The organism is Actinomycetota bacterium, assembly GCA_030774015.1.
GTDB lineage: Bacteria > Actinomycetota > UBA4738 > UBA4738 > JACQTL01 > JALYLZ01.
The window spans coordinates 14,839-32,507 of sequence record JALYLZ010000175.1; the positions used below are offsets into that span (position 1 = coordinate 14,839).

A 17,669-nucleotide genomic window follows, 5' to 3' on the forward strand; every position below is an offset into this window, starting at 1 on the left:
CATCCGCCTCTAGCAGACCAGGTTCAGGTACGGGTACGGGTCGATGGCGGTGCCGATCACCGTGTATCCGTAGACGGACCGGTAGGGATTCGACGGGATCGCGTTGGGATGCCACTCGAAGTGGTCGTGGGTCGGGCCCCCTTGCGCGTCTCCCGAGTCGCCGACGTAGCCGATCACGGTCCCCGCGGACACGTTCCCCAAGGTCCCGTAGCTGTCCAGGTGCGCGTTGTACACGTACCCCAGGCTCCCCCGGACGATGACGGCGTTGCCGCCGAGGCCGTTCGGGTCCGAATACGCGTTTCCGGAGAACGGCGCGTAGATCGGGGTGCCCCGAGGCGCCATGAGATCGTTCCCAGCGTGGGGGTGGTAGCCGCCTGCGTAGCGGGGCGCGCCGAAGCTATCGCCATAGGCGTGGGGCTGGCCCACCGGGCAGACCTGGAACGGGCCGCTGTTCGGGACCGGGTTGGGAGACCCTCCGCTGCCGGGTGTCGACCCCTGCACCGCGGCCTGCGCGGCCGCCGCTGCCGCCGCCGCTGCTGCCGCGGCCGCCTTCGCCGCGGCGACCTGCTCCGCGTGAAGCTTCTTCTTGAGGTGGGCGACCAGGTCAGTCACTTCCTTCTGCTTGGCCAGGAGATCGGTGGCGATCCGGGACGCCTTCGCGCTGGACGCCTGGAGCCCTTCGTAGACGGACTGGGCATCCGCGAGCTTGCTGGCCAGCGCGGCCTGCTCGTCCTGGAGGTCGGCCAGCGCCGACGCCTGCGTCGCCTCGAGGTCCTGGAGGTCCGAACGCCGCGCGGCCAGGGCGTTCGCCCGGTTCTGGACGTCGTTGGCGAGCGTGGCGTCGTTCGCGGCGATCTGGCTCTCGAACTGGAGCTTGTCGGACAGGTCGGAGAGGGAGGTCGCACCGAGCAGCACCTCCAGCCCGCTGGCCGGGCCCTGCTCGTACGCGTACCGGGCCCGCCGGTCGAGCTGGGACCGCAGCGCCTCGTACCGGTCCTTGGCCCGGCCGATGGCGGCGACGGTGTCCCGGACCCGCTGCCGGGTCTGCTCGTACCGGCTCTCGGCATCGTCCACCCGCTGAGCCGTCGCGTTCAGCTCGCTCTGGAGCGAGGAAAGCCGGTCCTGTTGCACCGCGATCTCGTTGCGCAGCGTGTCGAGCCGGGCTCGCTGCGCGTCGATCTGGTGCTCCAGCACGTGCAGCCGGTTCTTGGCGAGCTGGAGCTCGGCCTTGGTGTCGGCAGCCGCGCCGGGGGTGACGACGGCAAGGAGGGCCACCACCAGGATCGCCGCTCCCAGTCGCAACAGACCGCGCGAGCGCGCCCGGATCACCCCCATCAAGGGGTCTTACCTACCGGACCGGAGCTTGCTACGTCAACCCTGCCCGGTTACAGACTGGTTCGAATCGCGCTCGTCCTGGCTTCCCGGCGACGCCGGGCGGCCGAGTCGAGCCCTCGTCCTGCGGCTGAGCTCCTCGAGGCGCTCCGAGGTCCGAACCGCCGGCGGGACCGGGTCCACCAGGGCGGCGGCCTCGGGTGGCAATTCGGCCAGGTCCGCCTCGAACCGTTCCCGGGCCTCCGCCAGCGTCGGCGGGGGCCGGGTCCGCCGGCCGTCCCGCATCACCGGCGACAACAGCGGCGCACTTGCCTCCGGTGCCGGCTCGTCCCGTACCGCCAGCACGTCCACCAGCCCGGGCGCCCGAAACACCTGTTTGGCTCCCGGCGCGGTGGCCTTCCCCGGCGAGAGCTTCGCCACAGCCCGGTCCCCGTAGGCGACCAGCTTGTACACGGTGTCCAGATACGGAGCGTCGGCCGAGACGCCCAGGCGGGTCCCCACGCCGAAGGCGTCGATGGGCGCCCCCGACCGGACCAGCCGGTCCACGTCGAGCTCGTCCAGGCCTCCCGAGGCGAAGATCCGCACGTCGTTCAGGCCATCGGCGTCCAGGATGGCCCGGGCTTGGCGGGCCAGCTCCTCCAGGTCCCCCGAGTCGAGCCGGATGCCCAGCTGGCCGGTCAGCCCGAGGTCGTGGATGACCCTGGCCGCCCGCCGCACCCCTTGGACGGTGTCGTAGGTGTCGACCAGGAACGTGATCCGGGCCGGGTGGTCCTGCGCGTATGCGCGGAACGCTTCCTCCTCGGACTCGAACGCCTCGACGTAGGAGTGGGCCATGGTCCCCACCGCCGTGAGCCCGTACACCCGGGCCGCCTCCACGTTGCTGGTACCGAGGAACCCAACCATGGCCGACGTTCGCGCCACCGCCATGGCCGCCTCCACGCCGTGGGTCCGCCGGAACGAGAAGTCCACGACGTCCGTCTCCCGGGCCGCGATGCGGAACCGCGCCGCTTTCGAGGCCAGCGTGGTCTCCACGGTGATCCGGTTCAGCAGGAACGTCTCGACCAGCTGGCCCTGCGCGACGGGCGCCGTCACCTCCAGCAGCGGCTCGCCGGCGAACATGATCCGCCCCTCCGGCACCGCCCACACGTCTCCCTCGAACCGGAGGTCGCGGAACGCCTCCACCGCCTCCCGGTCGAACCCCAGGGTGCCTTCCAGGTACTCCAGGTCCTCCTCCGAGAACCGGAAGCTCTCCAGGTACTCCAGGCAGGCCTCCAGCCCCGCGGCGACCAGGAACCCCCGCGACGGCGGGAGCTTCCGGACGAAGAGGCTGAAGGTCGCCGGCCGGTCCATCCCCCGGCGGAGGTAGGACGCGGCCATGTTGAGCTCGTACAGGTCGGTCCACAGCGCCCGGCCCATGGTCGCGACGACGATACCCTGTCGGTCGTGTCGGTCGTGCACCTCGTGACGCCCTCGGTCATCGCGAGCGCCGGCGGCGGCATCGCCCACGCGCTGTCGCTGGCCTTCGGGATGCTGTGGGAGATCCTGTGGGCCCTGATCTTGGGGTTCGCGCTCTCGGCCGTGGTGCAGTCGCTGGTGTCGAAGGCCCAGATGACCCGGCTGCTGCCGGACGACTCGCCGCGCTCAATCGCCGTCGCCTGCGGGCTCGGCATCGCGTCCTCGTCATGCTCCTACGCCGCCGTGGCCCTGGCCCGGTCGATCTTCCGGAAGGGAGCGAACTTCACCGCCGCGATGGCGTTCGAGTTCGCCTCCACCAACCTGGTCATCGAGCTCGGGGTCATCCTGGCCCTGCTGATGGGGTGGCAGTTCACGCTGGCCGAGTTCGTGGGCGGCCCGCTGATGATCGCGATCATGGTCCTGCTGTTCCGGTTGTTCCTGTCGGAGCGGATGATCGAGCTGGCCCGGCGGCAGGCGGAGCGCGGCCTGCGCGGCTCGATGGAGGGCCACGCGGAGATGGACATGTCGGTCACGGGCGGCTCGATCCTGTCGCGCCTGCGGTCGCGCCGAGGCTTCACCGCCGTCAGCCAGTCGTTCGTGATGGAGTGGGCCGCCGTCTACCGCGACATCGGCATCGGGCTGCTGATCGCCGGGGCGCTGGCGGCGTGGGTGCCGGAGTCGTTCTGGCGGGGCTTCTTCTTCGAGGGCCACCCGCTGCTGGCGAAGTTCTGGGGGCCCCTGATCGGACCGCTGGTGTCGGTGGTGTCGTTCGTGTGCTCGATCGGGAACGTGCCGCTGGCGGCGGTGCTGTGGAACGGCGGGATCAGCTTCGGCGGCGTGGCCGCCTTCATCTTCGCCGACCTCATCATCCTGCCCATCCTGAACATCTACCGGAAGTACTACGGCATCAGGATGAGCGCGTTCCTGCTGGCGACCTTCTACGCGGCGATGGTGGCCGCGGGACTGGCCGTCGAGCTCCTGTTCGACGCGCTCGGCCTGATCCCGAACCAGCGAAACGCCAAGGTCGTCGAGGCGCAGGTCTCGCTCAACTACACGACGGTGCTGAACGTGCTGTTCCTGGTGCTGGCGACGGTGCTGGTGGTCCGGTTCGTCCGCACGGGCGGCATGGAGATGCTGGCCCACATGGACGAGCCCGCGGAGCACGGTCACGAGGGCCATGGTTCGCACGAAGGCCATGAGTCGCACGGTGGCGCTGGCGAGGGAGGCGGCTCGAACGATTGACCCCGATCCTTGAGGGCCGGGTATGCTTCCCGGGCCAGTTCGGTCCAGCATTCAGGCCTTACGGAGGGGGAAGACATTGGTTCAGCAGCCTGCCCCACGCAAGCGTCCCGTCGGCGGCATCCTGGCGATCGTCGGCGGCGTCCTGATCGTCGTGAGTTCCTTCGTGGAGTGGGGGAAGGTCACGGTGAAGATCGGGCAGGGCAGCTCGGTCACGCTGAAAGGCGATGCGACCGTCCTCATCGCGGGAATCGTGCTGATCCTGCTGGGGGCGGCGCTGATGGTCATCACGTCGCGCGGCACCCGGCTCCTGGTCGCCGTGCTGACGATCCTCGGGTCGCTCGTGGCGCTCCTGGTGACCGGCGTGTTCGTGGGCTCCGACGACACGCTCATCTCCTCCGCAGCGAATTCCTTTCACGACCGGACCCCGAGCGTCTCGGCCGACCGGTTCGAAGCGGCGCTGAAGCGGCTGGTCAAGAGCGGCGACGCCGACGTCACGCGGAGCGCTGGGGTGTATCTGGCGCTCGGCGGTAGCGTCCTCGGGCTGGTCGGTGGCATCGCGGGTCTCCGCCGGGGCAAGCGCGAGGAGCTCGCTCCGCCGCCACCTCCGCCCGGCGCGGCCGCCTGGCCGGCCCAGCCCTCGTCCGCTCCGGTCCCGCCGCCGGTTGCTCCGGAGGGAGGAGCACCGCCGCCACCACCGCCTCCGGCCGCTCCGCCCTCGGCGCCACCTCCGCCATCCTCACCGTCTCCTCCTCCGCCTCCCCCGAACCCGCCACCTCCGCCGCCGGGGGGAGCCCCGAGCTAGAGCCGGAGCGCAACCCCACCGCCGTGCGCAGCGACGAGTTCAGCGTGGACACGCGGGGCCGGCGGGTCACCGACGTCACGGATCGAGTCCGCGAGTTCGCGGCCTCGGCGGCGGCAGCGGCCTGGTCCACGTGTTCCTCCCGCACGCTACTGCGGGCGTGGCCCTGATGGAGACCGGGTCGGGCTCGGAGGCCGACCTGGAGGAGGCGCTCGACCGCCTGCTGCCGGCCGAGGACCGGTACCGCCACCGCCATGGCTCCACCGGCCACGGCCGCGACCACCTGCTGCCCGTGTTCGTCTCGCCGTCGCTCTCCATCCCCGTGGAGGACGGCCGGCTGCTGCTCGGGACCTGGCAGAGCGTGGTGGTGGTCGACCCCAACCGGGACAACAACACCCGGCGGGTCCGGCTGTCGTTCCTCCCCGGCTGACCCGAGCGCCTCCCTAAGCGCCTCACGCCACTCCTGCGTGTAGTAGGAGGCTATCGAGCCCGGAGAAGGAGGGCGAGTACATCACCGGCGTGCCCGACGGCTGGACTCCGAACGGGATCGAGTGTGAGCCCTTCACCGGGAAACCCCCGCAGGAGGGCTAACTCTTGGCGCACCCCTGGCCACCCATGCGTGTCACTGTTGGAGTCGAAGCGTTGGAAGGGCCTGACGGATCCGCTCGAAGTCCCGGTCGCGTGTCCACAGTTCGGCCTCGGACCGGACGGTGGCGATGGCGATGACGACATCCGTGAGCGGGACGGACACCCCTGCTCGCCTCATGTCGCTGGCGACCTCTCCGACCTTCCGCCAGGCCGTTCGATCGAGATCTGCCCACGGCAGGCTGCCGATCGCGAGCCATACCTCCTCCCGCTGCGCAGGCGCCGTGCCCGCCAGCAGCTCAGCGACCACCGGGCCGCACACGAACACTGACTCGCGTTCCAGATAGGAGTCGAGCGCAGCGACCGTGCTTGGATCCCGCCCTCGGAGATAGTCGACCCACACCGAGGCATCCGGGAGCAGCTTCACGTCCGCCGATCCACCCTCCGAGCCTCCTCGGATATGTCCTCGATCTTCAGCTTGCCCTGAAGGGCCTTCGTTCTGGATGACGCATCTTTGGACAGGTACTCGGCGATTGCCCGCTCTACGGCTTCACGCTTCGACGCGCCGGGGTTGCGGGCGAGGAGGGCAAGCAAGAGCTCGTCGTCGATATCGAGCGTGGTCCTCATGCCATCATTATGGCATAACAGCGCGCCCGAACTTTGGGAGCAAACGCGCCGAGGGAAGGCCCGGCCGGGCACTCACAGGTACTGGCCGGGGCGGAGGTCCTTGCCGTCGCCGGCCGCCTTCGAGCTGACGGCCTGGACGTCCCGCTCTCTCAGCAGCAGGTACTCCTGCCCGTCCATCTCGACCTCCAGCCCCGCCTGCGGCAGGAACAGGATCCGGTCACCCGAAGTGACCTGCCGGACGTCCGGTCCCACCAGCACGACGTCCGCCCACACGCATCGCCTGGGCGCCACCGCGGCGGTGGCGGGAATGAGCAGGCCGCTGCGGGACCGGCGCTCGCCGTCCTCGGGCACCTGGACCACCAGGCGATCGCCGGTCAGGCGGACGTCGAGGGGACGCGTCGTCCGCCGCCGGGGCCGGGGAGCAGGAGATTCAGCGCGAGCTCGGGGCACGTTCGAGATTGTACCGGCGGGTTGTGGGCCGGCCCCGGGCTCCTCCGGGACCAGCGAATGGCCGGTTGCCGGAGACGAGCTCAGGGAGCCTCGACGGCGATTCGCTTCCCGGTGAACGTGAAGTGCCTGGGCGCGAAGAGCGGATCCCCATTCGGATCGACCGCGGTGAGCGTCGCATGCCCGCTGAGCGTCTTCGCCTTGAACGTGCCCTTCGCCCGAACCTTCACCGTGTTGTTCAGGCTGCCGTCCGATGCGAAGTGGAAATTCAGATACGTGAAGGCGAAGCCCCCCGGCGCTGGGCTCGTCCATTCCCCGATCCCGGTGCCGGACTCGTCGGACCCGATCGTGATGAACACTCCGCCGGCGGCGAAGGCGGCCACGGCCTGGAAGCCCGCTGGGCTCGACTGCGTCTTCGGCGTGATCAACCACGCACCCCTCACGGTGAGGTCCGAAGCGCTGGCCGGCGCAGCACCGGCGGCGAGCACCGCCTCCACTCCGAGCGCCGCGGCGCCGACCCGGGCAAGCGCCTGACGTCGCGTGATCTCGCGTCCCATAACCAGCCTCCTCTTCGCTAGGACTCGTCCAGCAGCGAAGCCGCGACACGGGCTCGCTGGTCCGAGGGCCAGCCGAACATGGCGCCGATGGCGAGGGCCCGCTTGTAGAACCGGTGCAGGGGGTGTTCCCAGGTGAACCCGATCCCGCCATGGACCTGGATGGCGCGCTCGCACGCCGCGATGGCGGCCTCGGCCGCGTAGGCTTTCGCCGCCGCCGCGGCGTCAGGCGCCTCGTCGGCTCCGTTGGCGACCGCCCATCCCGCCCAGTACGTCAGCGACCGGGCGCTCTCGGTCTCGACGAACGCGTCCGCCAGCTCGTGGCTGACGGCCTGGTACACCCCGACGGGCCGCCCGAACTGCTCCCGATTCTTGGCGTGCCCAACGGCCATCTCCAGCGCCCGGGAGGCCACGCCCACGGCCTCGGCGGCCAGGCCGGCCAGCGCGCGGTCCCGAACGTGCTCCAGCAGGGCCGCGGCCCGGGCATCCTCGGCCAGCAAGGTCCCCGGCGCGTCGGACAGCGTCAGCCTTCCCAGCGGCCGTGTCGCGTCCACCGTGGGGAGCGGCTCCCAGGAAGCCCCGGGGCCGTCCCGCTCCACGGCCCACAGTGCCGAACCGTCGGGTGCGCGCCCGGCCACGACGACCAGCTCGGCCCCCCCGAGGTCCGGGACGAACATGGCCGCGCCCGACAGCCGCCAGCCGTCGCCGTTCGACTCGCCGCTCACTCCGTGTTCCTCGCCCGGACCGCCCCAGGCCAGCGTGGCGGCGCGCTTTCCTCCCACGACGTCGGCCACCAGGTCGGGCGCGGAGGCCAGCGCGGGCAGCGCCAGCGCCACCGTGGAGAAGTACGGCCCGGGGAACAGGGCCCGCCCTGTCTCCTCCAGGACCACGACCTCCTCCAGGAACCCCATGCCCAGGCCCCCGGCCTCCTCGGGAACGGATACCCCGGTCCATCCCAGCGCCGTCACCTCGGGCCACCAGGCGGGATCCCAGCCGGGGCCGTCGGCGATCTCGGCCACCCGCTCGACGGGGAACCGGGACGCCAGGAACTCCCGGACCGACGTCTGGAGCGCCTTCTGGTCCTCGCTCAGGGTGAAATCCATCAGCGCCCCTTCGGAAGGCCCAGCACCCGCTCCGCGATGATGTTGCGGAGGATCTCGGAGGTACCGCCCTCGATGGAGTTGCCACGGCTCCGGAGCTGGAGGCGCTGCCACAGCCCGTCCTGGACCGCGTGCTCGCCACCCGACAGCATGGCGTACGGCCCCTCGATCTCGATGGCGAGCCTGGTGATCTGCTGGTTGGTCTCCGACCACAGCAGCTTGGCCGCGGAGCCTTCCGGTCCGGGCACCCCGGTGGCCAGGAAGGACGAGTACGCCCGGTAGTTGGTGAACCGCAGGGCCTGGTACTCGGACCACAGCCGGGCGATCCGGTCCCGGACCAGCGGGTCGTCCGCCGCGCGATGCCCGTTCCGCTTGGTGTCGCGCGCCAGCTCGATGAGCCGGCGGATCCCCACCTCCAGCCGCACGGTCAGGACGATCCCCAGCACGGCTCGCTCGTTCATCAGCGTGGTGATGGCGACCGCCCACCCGTTCCCCTCGCCCCCCAGGATGTTCTCGGCGGGGATGCGGACGTCGGTCAGGAAGATCTCGTTGAACTCGGCGTCGCCGGTGATCTGCCGGAGCGGCCGGACCTCCACGCCGGGGGCGTGCATGTCCAGGATGAAGTAGGTCAGGCCGCGATGCTTCTCGACCGAGGGATCGGTCCGGGTCAGCAGGATGCAGTAGCCGGCGATGTGCGCGAACGACGACCACACCTTCTGCCCGTTGACCACGAAGTCGTCGCCGTCGCGGACGGCGCGAGTGGACAGCGAGGCCAGGTCGGAGCCGCTTCCCGGCTCGGAGAACCCCTGGCACCACACCTCCTCGGCCGTGAGGATCGGCTCGAGGTAGCGGTCCTTCTGCTGCTCGGTGCCGTGCGACAGGATGGTCGGCCCGGCCATGCCGAGGCCGATCACGTTCATGTGCTCGGGGGCGCCGGAGCGGGCGAACTCCTCCAGCGCGATGACCTGGTGGGTGATGGGGGCCTCGCGCCCGCCGTAGCGCTCCGGCCAGGTCAGGCCCACGAATCCCGCCTCGTACAGCCTGCGCGACCAGTCCCGGTAGAAGGCCACCCGCTCGTCGCCCTGCGGCTCGCGGTAGCCCGGCTGGCCCCACCCCTCGGGGATGTTGTCCGCGAGCCACGCGCGGAGGCCCGTTCGGAACTCGGCTTCCTGCGGCGTGTCGCGGAAGTCCACCGTCGCATCCTACTCCCGGGTAGCCTCGCGGCGAGAGGACGGGGCCGGGGACGGGCCCGGGGTACGATCACGCGCCGTGACCGCCCAGGAGCTGATCGATCGCGCCGTCGAGATCCTCGAGGCGGCGCCCGCCATCGACCACTGGCAGAAGGACCGCGAGCGGATCGAGGCCGAGGAGCTGCTCACGCACCTGGTCGGCGACGAGTGGGCGGCGACGGACGAGATTCCGCCGGCCGTCCGGCGACGGTTCGAGCGCCTGATCGCCCGCCGGGCCACCGGCGAGCCCGTCCCCTACATCAAGGGCCAGGTGGAGTTCCGGGGGCTGAGGCTCGTGGCCCGGCCCGGCGTGTTCGTGCCCCGGGACTCCAGCGAGGAGCTGGCCGAGCGGGCCGTTCGGCGCCTCCGCCGCCGCCGCGGGCCCATCGCGGTCGACCTGGCCACCGGGTCTGGCCCGGTGGCCCTGGCGATGGCGAACGAGGTCAAGGTGGCCGAGGTCTACGGCACCGATCTGTCCGAGGAGGCCATCCGGCTGGCCCGGAAGAACGCGCGACGCCTCGGCCTGTCCGTCCGGTTCCTCCAGGGCGACCTGTTCGGCGCTCTGCCCCGGGGAATCGCCGGGCGGGTCGACGTGATCACGTTACATCCACCCTACGTGGGCAGGCGCGAGCTCCGCGAGCTGCCCGAGGAGGTGGTCAAGTTCGAGCCCGTGATGTCGCTCACTGACCACAGCCCGAAGGGCATGGGACTCATCGAACGAGCGGCCGCCGATGCCCGGGACTGGCTGAAGCCGGGAGGCTGGCTCCTGATCGAGGTGAGCCCCGACCGCTCGCGCTCGGTGGCGACCATCCTCCGCCGGGCCGGCTACCGAGAGGTCCGGAGCACCAAGGGCGGCCTCGAGGTCACCCGGGTGTTGACTGCGAGAGCCTGAACAGGCTCAGCGGGACTGCTTGGCGGCCTCGGCGCGGGCCCGGAGGCGCTTGGCGCGCAGGACGTCGGGGTCGCGCGGGTCGAGCGCCAGCACGGGAGCCGGGTCGTCTCTCCGGCTGTGCTGCTTGCTCATCTGCGTTCGGCGCATCTCCCGCCTCCCGTTCCGGTCCTCGCTGCATCGGTTCGTTCGGTCCACCCCTTGGAGGGGTGGGTGGCGGGGAGCCGGGTGACGGTCGGCTCCCCGCCGGGGTTTCCTGCGGTGCCCGGTTGGGCGTCCTCAGAAAATCGTTCAGTGGCGAAGCGGCCAGGCCACCAGCGACACCGCCATCGCAGCGATCCGGCGGGCCCGTGCCCGACGCTCCGCGCTGCGCGCGGCTCGGGTTGCGCGCGAGGCACGGTACGCGTCGGCGTCCCTGACCATGTCGGTGATCCGCTCCGTCGCCATCTCTCTCGCGTACATCGCCACCTCCCTGTGGAATCCTGGAGCCACCGTACGCGCGACCCGGCGGCCGCTTCGGTGCCGGCGGGCACCGTTGCGGGGTGACGTCCGTCACGCCGGTCCGGTTCTTGCCTTGCGCCAGATCTTGCCTTGGCCCCGATCGAGCGGTCAGGATGGCCCGTCATGGGACGGGTGCTCGGTCGGATCGCGTGGTTGGCGTTGGGCGTCGCCATGGCCTCCGCTCCCGCCCCGGCCCTGGCCGCGGCCACGGCGACCGTCCGGGCCAGCGGAAGCGTCACGGGCGACCTCAAGGCGGGCAACGTCCTCACCGTGGACCTCAAGCTCAGCCACTCGGACGGCTGGCAGAACTTCCAGCAGGTCCAGGTGGTCCTGCGAATCCATGGGCGGCCCCTCGACCAGCTGGTGTTCGACTCCCGGGACCTGTCCCTGTCCATCATCGGCGACGGCCCTTCGGCCTCGCTCACTTCCCCCGAGAAGCTCCATGGATCCTTCTTCTCCGTGAACACGGCCGGCGTGGCGATCAGCACGAAGCAGGATCGGCTCGAGCTCGAGATCCCGATCCGCCTGCTCATCGAGCCCCCGCCCGGCGCGCGGCTCTACTACACCTACGCGGCGAACGGGGTTCCCACCGTCGGCTTCAAGCCGCTCACGCCGCCCGTCGAGGCCAAGAGCGGGTTCTCGTGGGGGACCCTGGGCGTGGCCATCGCCGCAGCGCTGTTCGCCGGCGGGTTCCTGGGGAACCTGGTCGCCTCGAACCGGCGCCGCCAGGTCCGGCCGTCGGTCTACGCGGCGGTGTCGAAGCGGCTCGAGGAGGAACGGGCCCGCAAGTGACCACTCCCGCCCCCACCCACGACAGCCTGTGGGAACGCCTGGAGGCCGAGCTCGCCGCCTCCGGCGGGCGGAACCAGCTCGACGTCTGGGCACGCCTGAAGGAGCTGGTCGACCCGGGTCTGTTCCGGCCGAAGCTGGCCCCCGACGTCGAGATCAAGGTCCACAAGCTCCGGTGGGGCAACGACTTCGCGGTCGTGGCGAACCCGCGCGACCTCATCCACTACCAGCTGGCACCCCGCGACGTGGAGCTCCTCGGGCTGATGGACGGCACCCGCACCGTGAAGGAGATCGTCCTGGAGCGGTTCCAGAAATCCGGCGACCTCGAGCTGGGCGAGGTGGCGGACCTGGTCCGGCTCCTCCACGAGGGGAACTTCCTGGACGGCCGGTACCTCGACACCGGCGCCGCCGTGAAGCGGGCCATGGACCCGATCTCCGTGCCGAGGCAGAAGGCTCGCCTCTTCGCCCGGAAGCTCACCATCGAGTGGAGCGGTGCCGACCGGATGGTGAGCTGGCTCTACCACCACGGGCTGAAGGTCTTCTTCAACCGGCGGGTGCAACTGGTGTCGGCGGCGCTCGCCATCGCGGGTGTGGTGGCGTTCGTCCAGGATGCCCGGTCGCATCGCTTCAACCTGGCCGGCCAGTCGCTGGCCATCGGGTTCGTGGTCTTGCTGGTCCTGGACTACTTCATGGTGTTCGTGCACGAGCTGGGCCACGCGCTGGTGGTGGCGCACAACGGCCGGCGGATCAAGAGCGCGGGCTTCCAGATCTATTTCGGCTCGCCGGCGTTCTTCGTGGACGGCTCGGACGGGCTGATGATGGACCGCAAGCAGCGCATCGCGGAGTCCTTCGCCGGCCCCTACGCGCAGATGATCGTGGCCGCGGTGGCCGCGCTGATCGCGCTGGCCTTCCCGGGCTGGATCCTCTCCGAGACCATGTACCGCTACGCCGTCCTCAACTACATCGTGATCCTGATGAACCTGGTCCCGCTGCTGGAGCTCGACGGGTACTGGCTGCTCACGGAGCTGATCGAGGTCCCCGACCTCCGGCCCCGCTCGTTCTCGTTCGTGCGGCACGACTTCCTGTACAAGCTCCGCCATCACGAGCGGCTCACCAGGCAGGAGGTGGGGCTGACCCTGTACGCGGTGCTGGGGTCGCTGTTCACGGTGTTCTCGTTCTACACGTCGTACTTCTACTGGAAGACGGTCTTCGGCGGGCTGATCGCGCGGCTGTGGCAGGGCGGGCTGGTCACCCGGGTGATCCTGGGGGCGCTGGCCCTCTTCGTGCTCGGCCCGGTGGTCCGGGGCCTCATCAACCTCGTGCAGTCGATCGGCCGCCGGCTGCGCGCACTGTGGCGCCGGATCCGGTTCCGCCTGGAGACGAAGTGGCGGGTGGAGGCCGCAGAGATGATCGACGCCCTCCCCACGTTCAAGGACGTCCCCGTGAGCGTGCTGAACGACCTCGCCGGCCGGGTCCAGCTGAAGTCCTATTCGGCGGGGGGCGCGGTGTTCCGGCAGGGCGACGAGGCCGACGCCTTCTACGTCGTGCGGAGGGGAAGCGTCCAGGTGGTGGAGGAGGATCCGAAGAGCGGCGCCCAGCGCGTGCTCAGCACGCTGGGGCCCGGCCAGTCGTTCGGCGAGCTGGCCCTGGTGAAGGGGGCGCCCCGGACGGCGACCGTGCGCGCCGCCGAGGAGACCGAGCTGTTCGTGGTGGACCGGCCCACGTTCAACCGGCTGCTGGCCGACACCATCGACGTGCCGGACTTCGCGCCCACGCTGCAGCAGGCCGCGGAGCTCGGGGAGCTTCCGTGCTTCTCCCATCTGGACTCGAAGCGCCTGGCCGAGCTGCTCCAGCACGGGGACTGGATCACGGTGCCGCCGGGCCAGGAGCTGATGCGGCAGGGCGAGCCCGGCGACGCCTTCTACGCCATCGGATCGGGCCAGGTCGACATCGTGCGCGACGGGCGGCCGGTGGACCGGCAGGGCGCGGGGACCTACGTGGGGGAGATCGCACTGCTGTTCGACATGCCCCGGACTGCGACCGTGGTGGCCTACACTCCTGTGCGGGCGTTCCGCTTGGACCGCAAGGGATTCGATGGCATGGTGGCGGACTCGTTCCGGAAGGGAACCCTGCCGACGAACCTCCAGATCGACCGGACGCTCACCCACTAGAGACGGGCGGGGCATGGACTGCTGGCACTGCAAGAGGACGGCCGTGGGCGCGTGTCGCTTCTGCGGCCGGGGGATCTGCGAGGACCACGTCCAGATCCATCCCTACATCCTGGAGCTGTTCAAGACGAAGGACGTCACCAGGGTCCTCGTCGTGGAGGACGCCCTGTACTGCGGCGCATGTACCCCTCGCCCCGACCCCCTCGACCTCCCGGAGCTCGACGAGTAGCTCCGCCCGGTCACCGCGATGCCGCGATGGTGTGATGTGTGATGGTGTGACGGCGATCACATCGCGATGGTGACGCCGGTCACGGTCGTTTCGGTGATCGAGGTCACGTCCAACCCGGTGACGGCGGTCACAGACGCGAGGTAGCCCTCGGCACGAGACTAAGCGCAGGATTTCGGACGGCCCCTCCCGGGGGCCCCACAACTCGAAAGGGAGGTGAGCAGGATGGCGGACAAGAAGGTGACCCCGAAGGAGCCGGTCGCGAAGCAGGACAAGGCGGAGGAGAAGACGCCAGCGACGCGGGTATCCAGAGTGCAGCGCGTGCAGCGGGTCCAGCGCGTGCAGCGCGTGAAGCGGGTCAAGCGGTAGCTCGGCAAGACAGGTTTTCGACAGACGGGCTCGGGAGCTCCGGGTCCGTCTGTTGCTTTCTCAGGGGGGTGGCCATGACCGTCACGTACCTGAAGGAGGCGCCGGCTTTTTCGGCGGTGCGCTCTTCGCTAGGCTCACGCCTGATGTCCCCATCGGCGCGGTCCTCCACGGTCACCCTCCAGCAGGCCATGGGCGCCACGCCCCTGCTCGAGTCGATCTCGCCGGAGACCGTCCGGGAGCTGGCCGAGCGGGGAACCCTGCGGCAGTATCGCCGCGGCACGTACCTGTTCCACCAGGGCGATCCGGCGCCGGACGTGCTGTTCCTGTGGCGGGGCCGGGTCGAGATCAGCTCGCTCTCGATCACCGGGCATCGCCAGCTCCACACCACCCTCGACCAGCCCCAGTTCTTCGGGGAGCTCGGCGTGCTCGGCGAGATGCAGCGCACGGCCACCGCGATGGCCCTGGAGGAATCCACGGTGTGGGTGGTGAACGGGGAGACGTTCATGGACTTCGTGAGCGACCACCCGGACGCTTCGAGGGCGCTGCTCCGAGCGCTGGCCCGGCAGGTCCAAGCGCACGAGGCCTTCACGGAGGATTTGCTCTTCCTGGACCTGAAGGGGCGGGTGGCCAAGCGGCTCCTTCAGCTGGTCAGCCCGTCCCTCGACGAGCTCCCGTCCGACGGGGTCGTCCTTCCGTCGGTGGTCACCCACGCCGACCTGGCCAGCCTGTGCGGCGGCAGCCGCGAGAACGTCACCCGGATCCTTTCGGAGTTCCAGCGGCGAGGCCTGGTCGAGCGGAACGACCGGCGCTACGTGCTCAAGAGCGTCACCGGGCTGAGGCGGCTGGCGGGTCTCTAGCATCGCTCACGGCCGGATGTGTATCATGTGTGCATGCTCAGCGAACGCTTCCAGATCCTCCTGAGCACCGAACAGCGACGACGGCTCGAAGCCGAGGCTCGGCGCCGTGGGACCTCAGTCGCCAGCCTCATCCGGGATGCCATCGATGCGCGGTTCGGGTCCGTCTCGCGGGAGGACCGCCTCCGGGCGATGAGTGAGATCCGAGGCATGACGGGCGGTCGCTTTCTCTCTCCCGAAGAGCTCAACCGGCTTGTGGAACGGGAGCGAGCGAGGGGGCTCGTCCCTCCCCCAGATCCCGGAGCCCGCTGACGTTCTTCGTCGACGCCAATGTCCTGGTGTATGCCGTCGGGCAATCTCGCTACCGGGACGCTTGCCTCGAGATTCTCGACGCCATCGCCAGCGGAGACGCGGCAGGACGAACATCGACGGCGGTGCTCGAGGAGGCCTGGCACGTGGAGATGTCGGGGGATGCCGGCCACATCGACGGCTTGACCGAGCGGATGTATCTGTTGTTCACGCCATTGCTGCCCGTCTCAGACGAAGCGTTTCGCTTCGCCCTTTCACTGGAAGCGCCGGGACTGGGGGCCAACGACCGTCTGCACGTCGGCACATGCTTGACGCACGGGATCGAGGTCATGGTCTCGGCGGATTCAGGATTCGACTCCGTCCCGGGGGTCCGACGAGTCGATCCGCTCGATCAACCGGCTGTGCGACAACTCGTACTTGAAGGGCCCTGATCGGTTCGAGGCTGGCAGAAGAGAACCGTCCCCCAACGGTTCGCAGCCGCGCCCCGAGCTCGGCCCCCGGACAGGTCCGAAGGTCAGCCGCCGATCATGCTCATGCTGCGGCCTGGGCGTACGAAGTCGGGATGGTTGATGCGGTGGCCCTCCCACTTGCGCCAGACGCCTCGGCGGATCAGGTTCGCGAGGTCCTCGTCGGGGGCGCCCTCGCGCATCGGGCCTCTCAGGTCCACCTCGTCCAGGGCGAACAGGCAGGCCCTTAGCTGGCCGTCGGAGGTCAGGCGGAGGCGGTTGCAAGTGTCGCAGAAGGGCTCGGTGACGCTCGAGATCAGGCCGATGGCGCCCGGTGCGCCGTCGGCGAAGCGGAACGTGGAGGCCGGGTCGGGCTGGCCCTCCGCAGGCATCATCGGGAAGACCCCGTCGATGGCCTGGAGGATGTCCGAGTTCGGCACCACCTTGGCCCGTTCCCACACCTGCTCGGCGTCGAGCGGCATGTACTCGATGAACCGGACCTCGTGGCCGGTCTCGCGGGCGAACCGGGCGAACTCCACGACCTCGCCCTCGTTCTGCCCCGCGATGACCACACAGTTGATCTTGATGGGAGTGAGCCCGGCTTCCTCGGCCGCTCGGATGCCTTCGAGCACGCGGTCCAGGGCGTCCCGCCTGGTCATCTCGGCGAAGCGGTGGCGCAGCAGCGAATCGCAGGACACCGTGACCCGGTCCAGGCCCGCCTCGGCCAGCGGCTTTGCCAGCCGGTCCAGGAGGATCCCGTTCGTGGTCATGGAGATCTCGATGTCGGGCTGGGCCCCCCGGAGCATCCGGACCAGGCCCGGGAAGTCGGCCCGCACGGTGGGCTCGCCGCCGGTCAGCTTCAGCGCGCGGACCCCCAGCGACACGAACACCCCGACCACGCGGGTGATCTCCTCGAAGGTGAGGATCTCCTCCTTGGGCAGCCACGCCAGGCCCTCGGCCGGCATGCAGTAGACGCACCGGAAGTTGCACCGGTCGGTGATGGAGACCCGGAGGTCGTCGCCGATCCGGCCGAAGGTGTCGAGGAGCGGCCCGCCCTCAGGTGGGTCGGTCTCGGGGGGTGTCCAGGCGGAGGCGTCGTCCATACCCGTTCAGATTACCCGGATCGGCCGGAACCGCAGCGCGACCGGATCCGGCCGCGGCCGTGCACAATAGGCGCGTGGAGCAGGCATTTCGGGCGGCGGTGGTGACGGTCTCGGACGGCGTCTCGGCCGGAACCCGTCTGGACGAGTCCGGTGACGTGGCCGAGGAGGTCCTTCGCTCGAACGGCTACGAGGTCCTGTCCCGCTCCGTGGTCCCCGACGAACGCCCCGACATCGAGGCCCGCCTCCGCGACCTGGCCGCCGACGGCGTCCACCTGATCGCAACCACCGGAGGCACCGGCTTCGGCCCCCGCGACGTCACCCCCGAAGCCACCCGAGCCGTCATCGACCGCGAAGCCCCCGGCCTCGCCGAGCTGATGCGAGCCGCCGGCCTGTCCCATACCCCCCAGGCCGCCCTGTCGCGGGCCGTCGCCGGAACCATCGGCGCGACCCTGATCCTGAACCTCCCCGGAAGCCCCAAAGGAGTCCGCGAGAGCCTGGAGGCGGTCCTGCCCGTGCTACCGCACGCGCTCGAGCTGTTGAGCGGCCAGACCGGCAGCCACCCAACAGGGCATCAGGGGCCCGAAGCCCGGGCGGGGGCGGCCGATCGCGAGTTCCGCAGCGAGCGAAGCGAAGCGAGGATGTCTG

General features: G+C 70.2%; 21 protein-coding genes and 2 pseudogenes. 12 read left to right on the forward strand and 11 right to left on the reverse strand.

Translation table 11 applies throughout. The features are described 5' to 3' along the window. Positions 1 to 9: 9 nt before the first annotated feature. Positions 10 to 1,335 carry a peptidoglycan DD-metalloendopeptidase family protein gene (locus tag M3Q23_17265; protein MDP9343802.1) on the reverse strand — a complete coding sequence of 442 codons (1,326 nt, stop codon included), beginning with the start codon at positions 1,333 to 1,335 and terminating at the stop codon, positions 10 to 12. Between the two features lie 36 nt (positions 1,336 to 1,371). After that, positions 1,372 to 2,748, reverse strand: a complete 1,377-nt coding sequence (locus M3Q23_17270) for a nicotinate phosphoribosyltransferase (protein ID MDP9343803.1) — start codon at positions 2,746 to 2,748, stop codon at positions 1,372 to 1,374. A gap of 111 nt (positions 2,749 to 2,859) precedes the next feature. Between M3Q23_17270 and M3Q23_17275 the strand changes: the two genes are divergently transcribed. The 3 genes and pseudogenes from M3Q23_17275 to M3Q23_17285 all read left to right on the forward strand — a co-directional run bounded on the left by M3Q23_17275 (position 2,860) and on the right by M3Q23_17285 (position 5,258). Beyond that, a complete protein-coding gene (locus M3Q23_17275; protein ID MDP9343804.1) occupies positions 2,860 to 4,029 on the forward strand; it encodes a permease in 1,170 nt (389 codons plus the stop codon). Positions 4,030 to 4,105: 76 nt separating this feature from the next. Continuing rightward, positions 4,106 to 4,831, forward strand: a complete 726-nt coding sequence (locus tag M3Q23_17280; GenBank protein ID MDP9343805.1) for a hypothetical protein — start codon at positions 4,106 to 4,108, stop codon at positions 4,829 to 4,831. Between the two features lie 23 nt (positions 4,832 to 4,854). After that, positions 4,855 to 5,258, forward strand: a pseudogene (locus M3Q23_17285) (secondary thiamine-phosphate synthase enzyme YjbQ). Positions 5,259 to 5,450: 192 nt separating this feature from the next. Here M3Q23_17285 and M3Q23_17290 read toward each other — a convergent pair. The 6 genes from M3Q23_17290 to M3Q23_17315 all read right to left on the reverse strand — a co-directional run bounded on the left by M3Q23_17290 (position 5,451) and on the right by M3Q23_17315 (position 9,334). After that, the gene (locus tag M3Q23_17290; protein ID MDP9343806.1) at positions 5,451 to 5,840 is read right to left on the reverse strand and encodes a PIN domain-containing protein; all 390 of its coding nucleotides are present in this window, start codon (positions 5,838 to 5,840) and stop codon (positions 5,451 to 5,453) included. Next, positions 5,837 to 6,040, reverse strand: a complete 204-nt coding sequence (locus tag M3Q23_17295; protein ID MDP9343807.1) for a type II toxin-antitoxin system VapB family antitoxin — start codon at positions 6,038 to 6,040, stop codon at positions 5,837 to 5,839. Before M3Q23_17295 ends, M3Q23_17290 begins: the two co-directional genes overlap by 4 nt. Before the next feature lie 72 nt (positions 6,041 to 6,112). After that, positions 6,113 to 6,490: a co-chaperone GroES gene (locus tag M3Q23_17300; protein MDP9343808.1), complete on the reverse strand. Its 378-nt coding sequence runs from the start codon at positions 6,488 to 6,490 to the stop codon at positions 6,113 to 6,115. A gap of 80 nt (positions 6,491 to 6,570) precedes the next feature. Then, positions 6,571 to 7,044, reverse strand: coding sequence for a hypothetical protein (locus M3Q23_17305; GenBank protein MDP9343809.1), 474 nt, complete (start codon positions 7,042 to 7,044; stop codon positions 6,571 to 6,573). 17 nt (positions 7,045 to 7,061) lie between these two features. Beyond that, the gene (locus tag M3Q23_17310) at positions 7,062 to 8,144 is read right to left on the reverse strand and encodes an acyl-CoA/acyl-ACP dehydrogenase (GenBank protein MDP9343810.1); all 1,083 of its coding nucleotides are present in this window, start codon (positions 8,142 to 8,144) and stop codon (positions 7,062 to 7,064) included. After that, a complete protein-coding gene (locus M3Q23_17315; GenBank protein ID MDP9343811.1) occupies positions 8,144 to 9,334 on the reverse strand; it encodes an acyl-CoA dehydrogenase family protein in 1,191 nt (396 codons plus the stop codon). The genes M3Q23_17310 and M3Q23_17315 overlap by 1 nt, the downstream gene beginning before the upstream one ends. Before the next feature lie 76 nt (positions 9,335 to 9,410). Here M3Q23_17315 and M3Q23_17320 point away from each other — a divergent pair, with 76 nt between their 5' ends. Continuing rightward, on the forward strand, positions 9,411 to 10,262 hold the full coding sequence (locus M3Q23_17320; protein MDP9343812.1) for a peptide chain release factor N(5)-glutamine methyltransferase: 852 nt from the start codon (positions 9,411 to 9,413) through the stop codon (positions 10,260 to 10,262). Positions 10,263 to 10,268: 6 nt separating this feature from the next. Here M3Q23_17320 and M3Q23_17325 read toward each other — a convergent pair whose 3' ends face one another. Together M3Q23_17325 and M3Q23_17330 are read right to left on the reverse strand one after the other, a co-directional pair. Then, positions 10,269 to 10,409 carry a hypothetical protein gene (locus tag M3Q23_17325; protein ID MDP9343813.1) on the reverse strand — a complete coding sequence of 47 codons (141 nt, stop codon included), beginning with the start codon at positions 10,407 to 10,409 and terminating at the stop codon, positions 10,269 to 10,271. Between the two features lie 141 nt (positions 10,410 to 10,550). Next, positions 10,551 to 10,721 carry a hypothetical protein gene (locus M3Q23_17330; protein ID MDP9343814.1) on the reverse strand — a complete coding sequence of 57 codons (171 nt, stop codon included), beginning with the start codon at positions 10,719 to 10,721 and terminating at the stop codon, positions 10,551 to 10,553. A gap of 162 nt (positions 10,722 to 10,883) precedes the next feature. Here M3Q23_17330 and M3Q23_17335 point away from each other — a divergent pair, with 162 nt between their 5' ends. The 7 genes from M3Q23_17335 to M3Q23_17365 all read left to right on the forward strand — a co-directional run bounded on the left by M3Q23_17335 (position 10,884) and on the right by M3Q23_17365 (position 15,906). Further along, positions 10,884 to 11,552, forward strand: a complete 669-nt coding sequence (locus M3Q23_17335) for a hypothetical protein (GenBank protein ID MDP9343815.1) — start codon at positions 10,884 to 10,886, stop codon at positions 11,550 to 11,552. Beyond that, positions 11,549 to 13,720 (forward strand): cyclic nucleotide-binding domain-containing protein, encoded by a 2,172-nt coding sequence (locus tag M3Q23_17340; GenBank protein MDP9343816.1) that lies wholly within the window; start codon positions 11,549 to 11,551, stop codon positions 13,718 to 13,720. The genes M3Q23_17335 and M3Q23_17340 overlap by 4 nt, the downstream gene beginning before the upstream one ends. Positions 13,721 to 13,763: 43 nt before the next feature. Then, the gene (locus M3Q23_17345; protein ID MDP9343817.1) at positions 13,764 to 13,946 is read left to right on the forward strand and encodes a hypothetical protein; all 183 of its coding nucleotides are present in this window, start codon (positions 13,764 to 13,766) and stop codon (positions 13,944 to 13,946) included. Between the two features lie 222 nt (positions 13,947 to 14,168). Continuing rightward, on the forward strand, positions 14,169 to 14,312 hold the full coding sequence (locus M3Q23_17350; protein ID MDP9343818.1) for a hypothetical protein: 144 nt from the start codon (positions 14,169 to 14,171) through the stop codon (positions 14,310 to 14,312). Positions 14,313 to 14,455: 143 nt separating this feature from the next. Beyond that, entirely contained in the window at positions 14,456 to 15,169 is a 714-nt protein-coding gene (locus M3Q23_17355; GenBank protein ID MDP9343819.1) for a Crp/Fnr family transcriptional regulator, read from the forward strand. A 33-nt stretch (positions 15,170 to 15,202) separates the two neighbouring features. Continuing rightward, positions 15,203 to 15,478: a hypothetical protein gene (locus tag M3Q23_17360; protein ID MDP9343820.1), complete on the forward strand. Its 276-nt coding sequence runs from the start codon at positions 15,203 to 15,205 to the stop codon at positions 15,476 to 15,478. 26 nt (positions 15,479 to 15,504) lie between these two features. Beyond that, entirely contained in the window at positions 15,505 to 15,906 is a 402-nt protein-coding gene (locus M3Q23_17365; protein ID MDP9343821.1) for a type II toxin-antitoxin system VapC family toxin, read from the forward strand. A gap of 83 nt (positions 15,907 to 15,989) precedes the next feature. Here M3Q23_17365 and moaA read toward each other — a convergent pair whose 3' ends face one another. Then, positions 15,990 to 17,024, reverse strand: coding sequence for a GTP 3',8-cyclase MoaA (gene moaA, locus M3Q23_17370; GenBank protein ID MDP9343822.1), 1,035 nt, complete (start codon positions 17,022 to 17,024; stop codon positions 15,990 to 15,992). Between the two features lie 137 nt (positions 17,025 to 17,161). On the opposite strand from moaA, the pseudogene M3Q23_17375 reads away from it, so the two are divergent. Then, positions 17,162 to 17,572 (forward strand): annotated as a pseudogene (locus M3Q23_17375) (MogA/MoaB family molybdenum cofactor biosynthesis protein). Positions 17,573 to 17,669: the final 97 nt, after the last annotated feature.

What these genes read in the sequence shown, in the direction of transcription:
- M3Q23_17275 (MDP9343804.1), top strand. Translation starts at nt 2,860, where the DNA reads ATGCTGTGGGAGATCCTGTGGGCCCTGATCTTGGGGTTCGCGCTCTCG.
- M3Q23_17330 (MDP9343814.1), bottom strand. Translation starts at nt 10,721, where the DNA reads ATGTACGCGAGAGAGATGGCGACGGAGCGGATCACCGACATGGTCAGG.
- M3Q23_17295 (MDP9343807.1), bottom strand. Translation starts at nt 6,040, where the DNA reads ATGAGGACCACGCTCGATATCGACGACGAGCTCTTGCTTGCCCTCCTC.
- moaA (MDP9343822.1), bottom strand. Translation starts at nt 17,024, where the DNA reads ATGGACGACGCCTCCGCCTGGACACCCCCCGAGACCGACCCACCTGAG.
- M3Q23_17355 (MDP9343819.1), top strand. Translation starts at nt 14,456, where the DNA reads ATGTCCCCATCGGCGCGGTCCTCCACGGTCACCCTCCAGCAGGCCATG.
- M3Q23_17350 (MDP9343818.1), top strand. Translation starts at nt 14,169, where the DNA reads ATGGCGGACAAGAAGGTGACCCCGAAGGAGCCGGTCGCGAAGCAGGAC.
- M3Q23_17270 (MDP9343803.1), bottom strand. Translation starts at nt 2,748, where the DNA reads ATGGGCCGGGCGCTGTGGACCGACCTGTACGAGCTCAACATGGCCGCG.
- M3Q23_17335 (MDP9343815.1), top strand. Translation starts at nt 10,884, where the DNA reads ATGGGACGGGTGCTCGGTCGGATCGCGTGGTTGGCGTTGGGCGTCGCC.
- M3Q23_17265 (MDP9343802.1), bottom strand. Translation starts at nt 1,335, where the DNA reads ATGGGGGTGATCCGGGCGCGCTCGCGCGGTCTGTTGCGACTGGGAGCG.
- M3Q23_17360 (MDP9343820.1), top strand. Translation starts at nt 15,203, where the DNA reads ATGCTCAGCGAACGCTTCCAGATCCTCCTGAGCACCGAACAGCGACGA.
- M3Q23_17325 (MDP9343813.1), bottom strand. Translation starts at nt 10,409, where the DNA reads ATGCGCCGAACGCAGATGAGCAAGCAGCACAGCCGGAGAGACGACCCG.
- M3Q23_17310 (MDP9343810.1), bottom strand. Translation starts at nt 8,144, where the DNA reads ATGGATTTCACCCTGAGCGAGGACCAGAAGGCGCTCCAGACGTCGGTC.
- M3Q23_17305 (MDP9343809.1), bottom strand. Translation starts at nt 7,044, where the DNA reads ATGGGACGCGAGATCACGCGACGTCAGGCGCTTGCCCGGGTCGGCGCC.